Source organism: Qaidamihabitans albus (assembly GCF_016464705.1).
Taxonomy (GTDB): Bacteria; Actinomycetota; Actinomycetes; order Mycobacteriales; family Pseudonocardiaceae; genus Qaidamihabitans; species Qaidamihabitans albus.
Map to the genome: position 1 here is coordinate 546,377 of NZ_JAEHOB010000001.1, position 12,961 is coordinate 559,337.

Genomic DNA, 12,961 nt, shown 5'->3' on the forward strand with positions numbered 1-12,961 from the left:
GAGTCGGAGGAGAGAAGACGATGCCCGAGCCGGAGTCCCCGACCGAGACAGTGCGAGCCTTCCTGGCTGCACTCGAGGAACTCGACATCGACCGGGCGGTCACGTTCGTCGCCGCCGACGTCGTCTACCAGAACGTGCCGCTGCCACCGGCCCGCGGCGTCAAGGCGTTCGAGAAGCAGCTGCGCACGATGGCGAAGTACAGCTCCCGTTTCGAGGCGAGGCTGCACCACATCGCCGCCGACGGACCGGTCGTGCTGACCGAGCGCACCGACGTGCTGGCGGCCGGGTCGTGGGAGGCCGAGTTCTGGGTGTGCGGCACCTTCGAGGTGCGTGAGGGCCGGATCGTGCTGTGGCGGGACTACTTCGACTGGACCACCTTCCTCGCGGCGAGCGTCCGCGGCGGTGCGCGGGCGCTGGCGGCGACGGTGTCGAAGAGGCTCGGGCGACGGGAAAAGCCCGGCAACCGTTAGCGCACCGTTCTTCCGTCCTTCACTCGTCTGGGTAATGATCGCGGGACCATCTCCCCGACGAGAGGACCGCGGGTGACCTCGCCACTGCGTCGAAGGACCATCGCCGGAGCCACCGCGATCGCGGCCGCCCTGGCGTTGGTGACCGCGCCGGCCGCCGGTGCGGCCGGCACCGGCCCCGTGATCGCCGAGGTCTACGGCGGGGGTGGCAACTCGGGAGCGACGCTGACCACCGACTTCATCGAGGTGGCGACCGCCGGGCAGCAGGCGGCGAGCCTGGCCGGGCTGAGCGTGCAGTACCTGCCCGGCTCGCCGAGCGCGTCGAGCCGCTGGCAGTCCACGCCGCTGACCGGCACCGTCGAGCCGGGCGGCCGCTACCTCGTCGCCGAGCGGCGGGGTGCGGGCGGCAGCGTCGAGCTGCCCACGCCGGACGCCGAAGGCGGGATCGCGATGAGCGCGACCTCGGGCACGGTCGCGCTCGTGACCGGCACGGACGTCCTGACCTGCCGCACCGCCGCCGACTGTGCCGCCGAACCGCGAATCATCGATCTCGTCGGCTACGGCGGCGCGACCGTGCGCGAAGGTGCACCCGCCCCGGGGACGAACAACACGACCGCGGTGGCGCGGACCCAGCTTGCCGACACCGACGACAACTCCGCCGACTTCGCCGCGGGCGCCCCGACACCGACGAACGCCGCGGGCGAGACATCGGGCGGCGAGGCCCCTGACCCGGTGTCCGCGCGGATCCACGAGGTGCAGGGCACCACCAGGATCTCGCCGCTGGCGGGTGAGGCCGTGACCGTTCCGGGCGTCGTCACGGCGACGCGGACGTTCGGCTCCAGCCGTGGCTTCTGGTTGCAGGACCCCGATCCGGACGACGATCCCCGCACCAGCGAGGCGCTGTTCGTGTTCACCGGTTCGAGCACGCCCGGCGTGGCGCCGGGGGACGCGCTGAGCGTGACCGGCACGGTCGCGGAGTACTACCCGGACAACCCGGCCACCTCCGACTACCAGTCGCTCACCCAGCTCACCGGTGCGCAGTGGACGGTCACCACCACCGGTGGCGCCGTACCGGAGCCGCTGGCCATCGGACCGGACACCGTGCCGGGTGAGCTGGCCCCGCGGCCCGGCGGCAACATCGAGGGCCTGCCACTGGAGCCGGGCACCTACGCGCTCGACTTCTGGGAGGCACACGAGAGCGAGCTGGCCGGTGTCAGCGACGTCCGGCTGGTCAGCCGCAGCACCGACTACAACGAGCTGTACGTCACCACCAAGCCCGGCGAACACCCGAGCGCGCGTGGCGGCACCGTCTACCTGGGCTACGAGCGGCCCAACACCGGCATCCTCAAGATCGAGTCGCTGATCCCCTTCGCGCAGCGGCCGTTCCCCCGGGCGAACACGGGCGACGTGCTCACCGGCGTGACCTCGGGCCCGATCGAGTACGACCGCTTCGGCGGGCACACCCTGATGGCGAACGTGCTCGGCGAGGTCAAGGACAACGGTCTTGAGCGCGAGGTCACCCGCAAGCAGCGCGGTGGTGAGCTCGCGGTCGCCACCTACAACGTGGAGAACCTGTCCGCCGCCGAGGACCAGGCGAAGTTCGACGCACTGGCGCGCGGCGTCGCCGAGAACCTCGCCGCGCCGGACATCGTGACCCTGGAGGAGATCCAGGACAACAACGGCCCCGCCGGGGTCGGTGACGGCGTCGTCGCGGCCGAGGAGACGCTGCGCCGGTTCGTCGAGGCGATCGTCGCGGCGGGCGGGCCGCGCTACGAGTGGCGGCAGATCGACCCGCGGGACCGCGCCGACGGCGGCCAGCCGGGCGGCAACATCCGGGTCGGCTTCCTGTTCAACCCGGCCCGGGTGGCCTTCGTCGACCGTCCGGGCGGCGACGCCACAACGGCGGTGGCGGTCGAGTCGCGGCGCGGCAAGGCACGGCTGTCGATCTCACCGGGGCGAGTCGACCCGGAGAACCCGGCCTGGGAGGACAGCCGCAAGCCGCTTGCCGGTGAGTTCGTCTTCCGCGGCCGGACCGTGTTCGTGGTGGCCAACCACTTCGCGTCGAAGGGTGGCGACCAGCCGCTGCACGGGCGCTTCCAGCCGCCGACGCGCGGTTCGGAGGTGCAGCGGATCGAACAGGCGCGGGTGCTGCGCGGGTTCGTCGACGAGCTGCTGGCGGCCGACCGCCGGGCGAACGTGGTGGTGGCCGGGGACATCAACGACTTCCCGTTCTCGCCGGCCGTGCGGACGCTGACCGAGGGCGGCGCGCTCACCGCGCTGATCGACACGTTGCCGCGGAACGAGCGGTACAGCTACGTGTACGAGGGGAACTCGCAGGTGCTCGACCACGTGCTGATCTCCGCCGGACCGCGCCGGGTCGACTACGACGTGGTGCACATCAACGCGGAGTTCGCCGAGCAGGCCAGTGACCACGACCCGCAGGTCGTGCGCTTCATCCCTCGGTGAGCCCGCCCTCGTGAGTGCGCACGCGAGTTAGAACTCGGGTGCGCACTCACGAGTGACGGGGCAGGCTCCCTAACCGAGCAATAACGCCAGGACGGGCGCGGGCACCGCCCACACCGACGAGGAAAGATCGGTGATGTTCTTCGTGGCGAGGACACCCCGTCCATACTTTGCTTCCAGCACTCGGCTCTCGGACCGCCAGCCGGACGGCACCCACTTCGACTCGACGGGCACCGTCCAGCGATCGCCGCACGGACTCGCCACCGGCACTGGCGCAAGGTCGACTTCGTTACCCGCTCCGGTTCGGACATACCCGATCGTGTCCGCGTTGGTCAGCCTCCCCGGGCTGGCCGCGTCGAGCGCGCGGGCCACGGCCGTACCGAGTGCCGCCTCGCTCAGGGTGCTGAAGTCTGGTTGGGACAAACCGGGGCGCAGTCGTGAGCCGAGCCACGCCAGGATCGGATCCGCAAGATAGAGCTTCGCCTGCGCACCTGCCACTCGGCGGCCCGAGTCACCGACTTGGGGACACCAGATGGCCGCGAAAGTGGCAACAAGCCGGTTAAGGCGGCTGGTCAGTGCATCGCGGCCGAGCCCAAGTCGGTTGGCCGTATCGCGGATGTTGAGTGGCGAACTTCCCCGGGAATGTAGCTCGGCGATCAGCAGCGGTACGGAGTCCCGGGGCGCCGCGGGATCGATATCGGCCGATAACCACGCCGCCAGGTCAGTGAGGAACTCGGCGGAGGTCATTCCCTCTCGATGATGCTCGGTGACGGCACGAGGAAATCCCCCCGCTTCCAGATAGCGTTGCCACGCCAAATCGAGATCTTCTGTGAACGGTTCTAGTGTCCGAATTGCTTCGGCGGCGTCGGCCGACTGGAGATCAGCGGGGTCGGTCACTGGAGGCAGCGGAACATCCGTACCGATCGAGGCCAGATGGTCCCGGAACGACATCGGCAGCAAAAGACGGAATGGAGTCCGAGCACCCCCTGTACGTCCTGCGCCCAGATCGCGAACCGCTTCCTCCGCGTAGGCGGCGGACGAGCCGGTCAGGACCACGGTCTGCTCGCCGAAGTTCGAGTTGTCCCGCAGGCTCTTGACTTCGGATGTCCAGCCCACGATCGACGTGATCTCGTCGAACACCCATACGCGCCTCGCGTCCGGTGCCGCCCGGGTCAGGTCCGTCCCGAGCGCGACCGTCCGACGCAGCTCACGTGTGGTGAACGTGTCGCCGGGTGCGTAGATGACCTGCCAGGGGGAAAGGTCGTGTCGACTGCACAGCGCGGCAATGAGGTCTTTCAGCGCCACGGATTTGCCGACCCGCCTGGGCCCGCGCACGACGTAGAGGCCGTTGCCCACCGGAGCGGTCGCGATGTCGTCCAGCGTGGTCGCCCGATAGCCGAGGTCGTACCGCGCGCGTTCCCGCAGTGAGCGATCTTGGCTGGTCCAAAGCGTGGGATCGCCGTCCGTCGCCGCAGCCCGCCACCACGGATTCATCTGCCGGAGGAACGCCCTCAACTCATCGTCGCGCACACGGTGACCGTAGCGTAGCGAGATAGGTTCTGGCGGGACGGCCCGCCAAAACCGGGGGGGTTTTGGCGGGACGAACCGCCAAAACCGGTAAAGCCCCCCTCGTGAGTGCGCACGCGAGTTAGAACTCGGGTGCGCACTCACGAGTGCTAGCGGGAGCGCCAGCCCAGGTTAAGGATCGCCTGCGTGAGCTCGTGGTAGGCGGACCGCACGTCCTCCGCGTAGCGGTCCATCAGCTCGCCGCGCGCGGAGTCGGCCGGCGCCGGCGGCTCACCCGCGTCGAGCCAGGACAGCCGGGACACGTTGTCGCACGCCATGCGCCACCACCGCTGCGCACGCTCGGCCATTCGCTGCTCCCGCTCGGTGGCCGCGGTGACGGCCGCCGCGGCCGCGCCGATCTCGGCGTCGAGCTCCGCGGCCCTGGCCAGCTCCCACGAGCGCAGGTCGTCGGCCGCCTTGCGGGCCAGCGCGATGACCTCCTTGTAGCGCATCGCGGCGGTGGCGTCGTCACTCATCGTCGGGCTCCGGCCGGTGGAAGGGGATGACGACCTCGGGCGAGGAGTGCGTGGTGCGGTCGAAGAACAGCGCGCGGCCCGGCCGAGGCGCCCAGTGCACCACCTGCCCCGCGCACAGCGGGCTGAGCTCGTTGCCCTGCACGTCCAGTGCCGCCCAGGCGCCGATGTCGTCGGTCCCGCCGAAGCCCAGCGTGTCCTTCAGCCGCGCGATGCCGCGCCACCAGCCCAGCACGTGTAGCCCCTTGCCCGGCCCCTGCTTGAGCAACACCCGCAGGTGGTCCAGACCGCTCTGCTGACCGGGCGCCTTCTGCTCGAGCGCGGGCAGCGCGGCGTCGACACCGTAGAGCACGAGCATCCGGTGGGTGCGAACGTCGGACAGCTCGGCGGCCAGCGTGGCGCACCGGTCGGGCAGGTCGCCGGGATCGACGACGTCAACCTTGTGCCCTCCGGCGGTGAGCCGGTCGGCCAGCTCGGTCACGGCGGACCGGCATGCGTCCACCGGGCAGGCGAGCACGAACTCGACCTCGCCGGGCTGGTACTGGCGCGCCAGCGAGCGCGCGGCCGAGTCCAGAATGGACAGCGCCTCGCGGGTGCTCGTGCCGAGCACCGCCAGGTTGCGGCCGGGTGCCCCCGACATCTCCGCCCCGCGCGCGGTGTCGGCCACGTCGATCGACTGGCCGACGAGAGCGAACGGGCGCGCGGCCGGTCCCAGCCCGGTGAAGGCGGGTGACGTGTCGAGCCGCGGCGCGTGCGCGCCGTCGAACAACCGGGGCTGTGCCTGCCCGGCGTAGCGTTCCCACAGCTTCCGCTGTAGCGCGGGGAACACTCCCTTCGCGCTGGCGTCCGGGACGTGCGCGAGCTGGTTGCCGTGCGCGACACCGGAGTCGTGGTTGATCACGGCGTGCCAGCGCGGCGCGGCGACGGCGGCCTGGTTGGCCTCCGCGAGCACCCGCCGCGCCTTGGGCATCGCGATGCGCAGCGTGCACTGCTCGAACACCGCGGGCTTGCCCCAGAACGCCTCGATCCCGGCGATGTCCTGGCTCGCGAGTATGAGATGGATGCCCTGCGACCGGCCGCGGCGGGCGATGTCCTCCAGCAGCGAGGTGGCCAGTGAGGTCACCGTGTCGCGCCCGGCGAACAGGTACTGGAACTCGTCGATCACGGCGACGATCCGCGGCCAGTGCCCGCCGGGGTCCTGCTCGCGCAGCTCGGCCAGGTTGGTCACCTCGTGCTCCTTGGCCGCGGCGGAGCGCCTGCGCATCTCGTCGGCGAGGAACCGCAGCAGGGCCAGGCCGAACTCGCGGTCGGTGTTGACGTTGACCCCGACCAGCCGCGCGTGCGGCAGCCAGCTCTCGTCCTTGCGCCCAGGAGCCAGGCCCGCGAACGACACGCCCTCCTTGAAGTCCAGCAGGTACAGCGACAGCTCGTCCGGCGGATACCGCGCGGCGAGGCTGCCCAGCAGCGCGTAGAGGAAGTTGGTCTTGCCCGACCCGCTCGGCCCGCCGATCAGCGCGTGCGGCGTGGCGTCACCGATCACCACCTCGACCGGTTCGCCCTCGTGGAAGCCGACGGGGGCCCGCAGCTCGCGGCCCGAGTGCTCACGACCGAACTCGGTGGGCAGCAGGTCCGGGAAGGAGCGCGGGCCGCCCTGCTTGGCGACGAGTGCCTCGGCGATCCGCCCGGCCGCGGTGCCCGCCTGCCCGGCGGGCAGCGGCGGGTCGAGGTTCACCACCAGGTCGGTGCCGGTCATGCTGCTGATGGCACGCCGGTCGTCGAGCAGGCTGATCGTCTCCACGGCGCCACCGAGCACGGTCGGCACGTCCACCAGGATCAGCGAGATGCCCGCGTCGAGCGCGCCGCTGGCCACGCGCTTGAGGTCCCGCAGCTGCTCGGGCGGCAGGTCCTCGCCGTTGCCGTAGAGCACCGCGATCCGCCACGGCTCGACGCGCTTGCCGGTGGCCTCGCGCAGCGCGCGCAGGGACGTGTGCCCGGCCTGCATCGTGTGCGCGTGGATGCGGCGGATGTGCCCGGCGAACTCGTCGAGCAGGTCGACCAGCCGCGCCGGGTCGTGCACGGTGAGGGCGCTGGTGCGGCTCAGCGCGTAGAAGTTGGGCAGTACGGCGGTGAGCTGGCCGACGTCCCACAGGTGGACCTTCACCGCGCCCGGCTCGAACGTGCTGAGCACGCGCAGCAGCAGGCTCTCCACCAGCGCGTCGACGGCCTCGCGGGTCCGCGGCGCGGAGGTGATCGACAGGTGCGACTCGTCCAGCAGCGGCACCGCCACGTCGAAGGTCAGCTCGGTGCCCGGCGTACGGCCGGCCGCGGACCCGTCCACAGTGGAGGAGCCGATGCGCCACAGCTCAGGCGCGCGGACGCCGGGGTTGGTGCCCACCCGGCCCAGCCAGTCGCCGGGCGGACGGCCCGCGGGTCCGGGCGCGGCGGCCGTCACCAGCTCGCGCAGCCGCTTCGGCCCGTCGGCCCACTCGCCGTAGAACTGGGCGCGGACGCTGCCGAGCCAGGTGAGCACGTCGGCCATCGCGGGATCGCGCATCCGCTCGGCGACGCGTGGATCCTCGTCGGCGCGTTCCATCCCGGCCCGCACGATGAGCTGTTCCAGTTCCAGCTTGGCCAGGTCGGCCTCCGCCGCCGTGCGGGCGTTGCGCGCCGCGCCGAGGGCCAGCCCGATCCGGTTCCGCAGCTGGTCGAGCGCGGCCATCACCCGGCCGCGCCGCTCGCTGGACCTGCGTCCCATCCCGGCTACAGCCTCGACCGGTAGCGATCGAGCAGGTCGTCGATGCCGCTGAGCCGCCCGTGCTGCCGGTCGATCTGTGCGAGCGCCTGCGCGAGCTGAGGGGGCAGCCAGGGCTGGGCCTGTGCCTGCGCGTCGACGATGGCCCGCCGCGACTCCTCGAGCAGGGACCTGGCCTGGTCGGTGTGTGCGCGGGCGTCGGCGACCCCGGCGTGCACCGCGGTCAGCAGTTGGTGCAGGGCGTCGAGCGACATGGACTCCTCAGCTGTCTACAGGCGCGCCGAGTAGGCGTCGGCGGACGAGATGCAGGCCTGGATCGTGCTCTGCGTGCCGTTGATGCCCTGTAGCGCCTCGGCGAGCAGGCCGTGTGCCTGGTTGACCTCCTCCTGCGTGCTGCCGGAGGTCGCCTGGGCCAGCGTCTGCTGGGCCTCCTCGAGCGACTGGGCGGCCTGCTGAAGTGCGGCGACGCTAGCGGAAGCCTTCTCGTTCGCGAGGGCGATCCCCGCGCGGATCTCTTCCACTCCGGGCATGGGGCGGACTCCTTGGTGAAGCCGGGTGTCTCGATACCAACGTAGCGTGACCGAGCGACTCCGGACAGCTGTCATGTGGGCGATAGTGTGACTACTTTGCGCATCCGTCTACGGCAGAACGCCGGACCGTGGAGCGGCCCGGCGTTCTGCCGTGTCGAGGCGCGGAGCAGGGATGCCCGCTCGGTCCGAGCTCGAATCCCTGCGATGGCACGAAGACTAGTGGAGGGCCGTCCGGACCCGAACGCAGCCCCGTCGGCGTTGGCGTGCCTGGGAAAACGGATTCACCCGGCCGTGCCATCGCAAGCCGGCCGTCGCCGAGCGTTCAGGGGGCGTCGTCACCCTGCGCGCGACCGACGCGCGCGAGGAGCCGCTCGCTGAGCACGACATCGTGCGGCAGCCGTTCGAGTTCCCGCCAGTCCACGACGACTCCCTGCCCGCGGAGATCGGCGGCGAGCGCGGCCCAGTGGTCGGCCTCCATGTCCGCCCGCGAGTGTCCGCCGAACGGCTCGTCCGGTCCGACCACGACGCGGGACGTCTCCTCGATCTCCTCGGCCGACATCGTGGGCCAGGGACCGGAGGCGCCGCCGCCGGAGACGGCCCAGCCTCGGTCGTCGAGGAGCAGCAGCCGGCGACCGTCCACGAGTTCGGCCTCCTGGCGCAGGGAGACCGATACCTGCCGCGCGCCGGCAGCGTCGTCGAGATCAGCGAAGGTCACCAGGCGCACTACCGCGGACATCTGCTCATACTCTCAACCCAGCCCGTTACCCGGGCCACGGATTTTCGACATCCGAGCCGGCTCGAAGACCTACCGCCGTGGAAGGGGATCCCGTGCTCGTCCTCCGCTCGATCGCGCTGTTCGTACTCGCCGCCATCGCCGAGATCGGCGGAGCCTGGCTGGTGTGGCAGGGGGTCCGCGAGCACCGCGGCTGGATCTGGATCGGGGCGGGCGTGATCGCCCTTGGGCTGTACGGCTTCGCCGCGACCCTGCAGCCGGACCCGCACTTCGGGCGGATCCTGGCCGCCTACGGTGGCGTGTTCGTCGCGGGATCGCTGGCGTGGGGCATGGTCGTCGACGGCTACCGGCCCGACCGGTTCGACGTGCTCGGCGCCCTGATCTGCCTGGCCGGGGTCGCGGTCATCATGTACGCCCCCCGCCACTGAGGCATTGAGGCATTTGAGGCATTTGAGGCATTGAGGCATTGAGGCATTGACCGAAGGCGTTATGCCGGGTCCTCCTGCCTGCGATGCCGCCACCCGGGGCGGTAGATCCCCGCGACGGGCGTGGCCTCGATGCCGTCGACCGCGGCCGGGCGGCGCGAGGGCGAACCGGCCCGGCGGACCGCGAGGTAGACGACGATCACGAGCAGCGCCCCGGCGACGGCGTCGAGCAGGTAGTGGTTGCCGGTCGCCAGCACGACGACGGTCGTCATCAGCGGATACAGCCACATGATTCGCAGCGCGGGGTGGCGCAGGAGGTTGGCCGCGAGCGCCACCCATACGGCCCACGCGACGTGCAGGGACGGCATCGCGGCGTACGGGTTGGCAAGGCTGAGCAGGCCACCGTCCGGGCTGGCCGAGCCGAAGATGTCGCGTTGCACGAGCGTGTCCGGTGCGTTCGCCAGGGCGAGCCGGGGCGGGGCCAGCGGGACGACCCAGAAGCAGACCAGCGCCGCCAGGCTCGAAAGGAACAGTGTCGAGCGCATCCACAGATAGCTGTCGGGACGCCGCCACCACAGCAGCAACAGCAGGCCGGCCGTCACGAGGAAGTGGCTGCCGACGTAGTAGTAGCCGGCGAGGGCCGCGAGCTGCGGACGGCCGTCGACGAGCCCGTAGAACCACGGCTCCACCGCGAGATTGAGGGTCTGTTCGAGACGGTAGAGCGCCTCCGAGTGCGTCAGCGCGACGGCGGCGTCGCCCGAGACCGCGACCCACAGCAGCTGGAAGGCCCCGAACCCGAAGCCCAGGAGCAACACCTCGACCCACCACCGGGGTCGCCGCACAGCACTCGGACGCTCGACCTCCGTCATATCAACGCCCCCACCCGCCTGGGCACCGCCGACCACCTCGCTCACCCCCGGTACGCAGCGTCACACGCGGGACGCCATACGTCCGACAGAATTTTCGGACCATACAGCGTCAGCATGCCCAAATCTTCGGCAACTTATTGCCGCGGCGCGCGATTCTCGTTGGACTTCGACGGCCGGCACGTCCCCTTTGCGGCGGAGTCGCGGCGATCGGTGAGCAAGGTCATAGTGGGGCGGGCGGCGGAGAATTCGCCCCGGACAGTCGTCCGCCGGGCACCCGCGTTGCGTGGGGTGCCCGGCGGCTCGACTACTCGGCTGGCGGAGGATACGGGATTCGAACCCGTGAGGGCTTTTACACCCAACACGATTTCCAATCGTGCGCCTTAGGCCGCTCGGCCAATCCTCCGCGCGAAAGCGTAGCAGGGCGGCCGCTGACGGACCGTTACCGGGTGGCGGCGGTGTCCGGGGTGACGATGTCGTCCGCGAGCGGGGCGACGGCCGCGATGATGGTGTCCGTGGTCGGGCCCGGCACACCGGCGGCGAGCAGTGCCGCCGTCAGGTGCTCGGCCACCCGGTCGAAGTGCTCCTGGTGGATGCCGCGGCCGCGGTGGATCTCCTTCATCGGCCGTCCGCCGTAGTTGTCCGGCCCGCCGAGCGCGCCGCGAAGAACTCGACCTGCCTGCCCTTGAGCCGGGCCATGTTCGTGCCGGCGAAGAATCCCGCCAGTTCCGGGTCGTCGAGGACCCTCCGGTAGAAGTCGTCGACGACCGTGGCCAGGGCTTCCTGGCCACCGATCTGCTCGTAGACAGTGGTCATACTTCCTCCGCATCCGTACCGGACTTCCTGAGCCTTTCGGGCAGCCGCGCCAGCTTGTCGATCTCCTCCGCGAACGCCGAGGACGTGGCCTGCAGTTGGACCTGCACCGCGTGGCTGAACGCGCGCAGCCACGCCAGCCTGCGTTCCATCTCCTCGAGTTCGGCGGCGTAGCCGTCACCCGCGCTGGCCCGGTACGCGTGCGCCGCCTGCTGGGCGGCGTCCTCCGCGCGTTGCTGCGCGTCGTGCAGGATCGCCTCGGCCTGCCTGCGGGCGTCGACGGTGACCCGGCGGCAGTGCGCCTCCGCCTGCGCGATGTAGGCCTCGCCTGCAGCTGTGCCTCCGACAGGAGGTTCACCGCCTGCACGTCGAGCTGCGTTCCGGCCTGGGCGGGCACCGCGTCGACGTTCTCGCCGTGGTCGCGGTACCAGTTGCGCAACCGATCGTTCTCCGCGCGCAGCCGGGCGTGCTCGGCCTCCCCTGCGGCGATCTCCTCGGCCAGCCTGCGCTGGAACAGCTCGACCTCGTCCGGGTCGACCCCGCGGCGGCCCAGTGGCGACTTCCTGAAGGTGATGTTGCGGATCCGGTCGGGGGTGAGGATCCGCCGGAACCCGGGATGGCGGTGGTCATTGGCCTGCAATGTCATCCTGAATGATCCTCGTCCGCTGAACGGAAGCCGGTGAGGTCTGGTGCCGCGCCGGCGTAGCTGTTGAACTCCTCGCAGTGAACGTGGTCGGCTGCGATGCCCGCGGCCCGCAGCGCCGCGCGGGTGCCGGAGACCATTTCCGGGGAACCGCACACGTAGATCTCCTCATCGGGCCACGGCCCGTAGCCGAGCGCGACGTCGACCAGCCGGCCGCGCTCGCCCCGGAAGCTGGGGTCGTCCGAGGTCGCCGGGATCACGCGGAGCCCGGGCATGGAGCGCTCGAACGCGTGGATGGCCTCCGCGTCGTAGAACTCCCCCGCCGTGCGGGCACCGACGAACAGATGAACGCGGCGCTGGACGTTCTCCTTCGCGATCTGACCGAGCATCGCCTTGAACGGCGCGAAGCCCTGCCGCCCGCGAGGAACACCACGTCCTGCTTGTGGTCGAGCGTCAGGCTGTCGCCGGCGGCGGCGCCCAGCCGCAGCACCTCGCCGACCTGCACGGCCTGCACGAGCGCGGAGCTCACCGGCCCGCCGTCGACCAGCCGCACGTGCAGCTCGATCAGCCCGTCCGGCCTCGGTGCGTTCGCCGGTGAGTAGTAGCGCCACAGCCTGGGCCGCAGCTGCGTCTCCACGGCGATGCTCTGACCGGGTACGTACGGCAGCGGCACCCGGGGGCGCACGGTGAGCACCGCGACGTCGAGGCTGCGCCGTTCGTGTGCGACCACCTCGGCGTCCCACCACGGCGGCGACGACTCGGCGGCGCCCTGTGCCGCCTCGTTCATCACCTGCGACACCAGGCCGTATGCCTCGGTCCAGTCCGAGGCGAGGTCGCGGCTCCACTCGTCGGCCAGGACGTGCTGCAACGTCGCAAGCAGCGCCTGGCCGACGGCGGGGTAGTGCTCCGGCGCGACCGAGAACTTCCGGTGGTCCCTGCCGAGCTGTTGCAGGAAGGGCACCGCGTTGTCGAGATCGTCGACGTGGGCGACGATGTGCCCGAGCGCGGTGACCAGCTTGTCCCGCTGCCCCGACATCGACGCCGGGAACATCTCGCGGGTCTGCGGGTGCAACAGGAACAGCGTGGAGTAGAAGAAGAGCGGAACCTGTCCGCCGTGTCTGGTGACCGTGTGCCAGCTCGATCGAAGTCTCGCTACGTCCACGTCAGTGTGCGGGGCCGGCCGGGTTCGGCGCGGGGGAAGTCCGTCTGCCGCTGGAACTCATCGCTTTC

Annotated in this window: 12 protein-coding genes, 1 tRNA gene and 3 pseudogenes; 3 read left to right on the forward strand and 13 right to left on the reverse strand. The window is 70.9% G+C overall.

The features are described from left to right. The first annotated feature begins 20 nt into the window (after window positions 1-20). Together JAP66_RS02690 and JAP66_RS02695 are read left to right on the forward strand one after the other, a co-directional pair. Window positions 21-470, forward strand: a complete 450-nt coding sequence (locus JAP66_RS02690; protein WP_199429873.1) for a limonene-1,2-epoxide hydrolase family protein — start codon at window positions 21-23, stop codon at window positions 468-470. A 72-nt stretch (window positions 471-542) separates the two neighbouring features. Further along, window positions 543-2,933, forward strand: a complete 2,391-nt coding sequence (locus tag JAP66_RS02695) for a DUF8508 domain-containing protein (protein WP_307849408.1) — start codon at window positions 543-545, stop codon at window positions 2,931-2,933. A gap of 69 nt (window positions 2,934-3,002) precedes the next feature. On the opposite strand, the gene JAP66_RS02700 is transcribed toward JAP66_RS02695, so the two are convergent. From JAP66_RS02700 to JAP66_RS02725, 6 genes are all read right to left on the reverse strand, one after another. Then, on the reverse strand, window positions 3,003-4,460 hold the full coding sequence (locus JAP66_RS02700) for an AAA family ATPase (protein WP_199429875.1): 1,458 nt from the start codon (window positions 4,458-4,460) through the stop codon (window positions 3,003-3,005). 146 nt (window positions 4,461-4,606) lie between these two features. Further along, entirely contained in the window at window positions 4,607-4,972 is a 366-nt protein-coding gene (locus tag JAP66_RS02705) for a hypothetical protein (RefSeq protein ID WP_199429877.1), read from the reverse strand. After that, on the reverse strand, window positions 4,965-7,724 hold the full coding sequence (locus JAP66_RS02710) for an FtsK/SpoIIIE domain-containing protein (RefSeq protein ID WP_199429879.1): 2,760 nt from the start codon (window positions 7,722-7,724) through the stop codon (window positions 4,965-4,967). Before JAP66_RS02710 ends, JAP66_RS02705 begins: the two co-directional genes overlap by 8 nt. 5 nt (window positions 7,725-7,729) lie before the next feature. Then, the gene (locus JAP66_RS02715) at window positions 7,730-7,975 is read right to left on the reverse strand and encodes a hypothetical protein (RefSeq protein WP_199429881.1); all 246 of its coding nucleotides are present in this window, start codon (window positions 7,973-7,975) and stop codon (window positions 7,730-7,732) included. Window positions 7,976-7,990: 15 nt separating this feature from the next. Then, window positions 7,991-8,251, reverse strand: coding sequence for a hypothetical protein (locus JAP66_RS02720; protein WP_199429883.1), 261 nt, complete (start codon window positions 8,249-8,251; stop codon window positions 7,991-7,993). A 322-nt stretch (window positions 8,252-8,573) separates the two neighbouring features. Continuing rightward, on the reverse strand, window positions 8,574-8,987 hold the full coding sequence (locus JAP66_RS02725; RefSeq protein WP_199429885.1) for a hypothetical protein: 414 nt from the start codon (window positions 8,985-8,987) through the stop codon (window positions 8,574-8,576). A 92-nt stretch (window positions 8,988-9,079) separates the two neighbouring features. Between JAP66_RS02725 and JAP66_RS02730 the strand changes: the two genes are divergently transcribed. Beyond that, on the forward strand, window positions 9,080-9,412 hold the full coding sequence (locus tag JAP66_RS02730; RefSeq protein WP_199430047.1) for a YnfA family protein: 333 nt from the start codon (window positions 9,080-9,082) through the stop codon (window positions 9,410-9,412). A gap of 59 nt (window positions 9,413-9,471) precedes the next feature. On the opposite strand, the gene JAP66_RS02735 is transcribed toward JAP66_RS02730, so the two are convergent. The 7 genes and pseudogenes from JAP66_RS02735 to JAP66_RS31935 all read right to left on the reverse strand — a co-directional run. Further along, window positions 9,472-10,224, reverse strand: a complete 753-nt coding sequence (locus JAP66_RS02735; protein ID WP_199429887.1) for a phosphatase PAP2 family protein — start codon at window positions 10,222-10,224, stop codon at window positions 9,472-9,474. Window positions 10,225-10,591: 367 nt separating this feature from the next. Beyond that, a tRNA-Ser gene (locus JAP66_RS02740) sits at window positions 10,592-10,681 on the reverse strand. Between the two features lie 36 nt (window positions 10,682-10,717). Then, window positions 10,718-11,091: pseudogene (locus JAP66_RS33140) on the reverse strand (group I truncated hemoglobin). After that, window positions 11,088-11,240 (reverse strand): hypothetical protein, encoded by a 153-nt coding sequence (locus JAP66_RS02750; RefSeq protein ID WP_199429889.1) that lies wholly within the window; start codon window positions 11,238-11,240, stop codon window positions 11,088-11,090. The pseudogene JAP66_RS33140 and the gene JAP66_RS02750 overlap by 4 nt, the downstream one beginning before the upstream one ends. Before the next feature lie 383 nt (window positions 11,241-11,623). After that, window positions 11,624-11,734 (reverse strand): annotated as a pseudogene (locus JAP66_RS33145) (hypothetical protein); the annotation flags it as partial. Beyond that, the gene (locus tag JAP66_RS02760; protein ID WP_235998663.1) at window positions 11,731-12,120 is read right to left on the reverse strand and encodes a ferredoxin reductase domain-containing protein; all 390 of its coding nucleotides are present in this window, start codon (window positions 12,118-12,120) and stop codon (window positions 11,731-11,733) included. The pseudogene JAP66_RS33145 and the gene JAP66_RS02760, both read right to left, overlap by 4 nt. 89 nt (window positions 12,121-12,209) lie before the next feature. After that, a pseudogene (locus tag JAP66_RS31935) lies at window positions 12,210-12,893 on the reverse strand (globin domain-containing protein); the annotation flags it as partial. Between the last annotated feature and the right edge of the window lie 68 nt (window positions 12,894-12,961).

What these genes read in the sequence shown, in the direction of transcription:
- JAP66_RS02710 (WP_199429879.1), bottom strand. Translation starts at nt 7,724, where the DNA reads ATGGGACGCAGGTCCAGCGAGCGGCGCGGCCGGGTGATGGCCGCGCTC.
- JAP66_RS02760 (WP_235998663.1), bottom strand. Translation starts at nt 12,120, where the DNA reads ATGCTCGGTCAGATCGCGAAGGAGAACGTCCAGCGCCGCGTTCATCTG.
- JAP66_RS02705 (WP_199429877.1), bottom strand. Translation starts at nt 4,972, where the DNA reads ATGAGTGACGACGCCACCGCCGCGATGCGCTACAAGGAGGTCATCGCG.
- JAP66_RS02690 (WP_199429873.1), top strand. Translation starts at nt 21, where the DNA reads ATGCCCGAGCCGGAGTCCCCGACCGAGACAGTGCGAGCCTTCCTGGCT.
- JAP66_RS02715 (WP_199429881.1), bottom strand. Translation starts at nt 7,975, where the DNA reads ATGTCGCTCGACGCCCTGCACCAACTGCTGACCGCGGTGCACGCCGGG.
- JAP66_RS02725 (WP_199429885.1), bottom strand. Translation starts at nt 8,987, where the DNA reads ATGTCCGCGGTAGTGCGCCTGGTGACCTTCGCTGATCTCGACGACGCT.
- JAP66_RS02720 (WP_199429883.1), bottom strand. Translation starts at nt 8,251, where the DNA reads ATGCCCGGAGTGGAAGAGATCCGCGCGGGGATCGCCCTCGCGAACGAG.
- JAP66_RS02750 (WP_199429889.1), bottom strand. Translation starts at nt 11,240, where the DNA reads ATGGAACGCAGGCTGGCGTGGCTGCGCGCGTTCAGCCACGCGGTGCAG.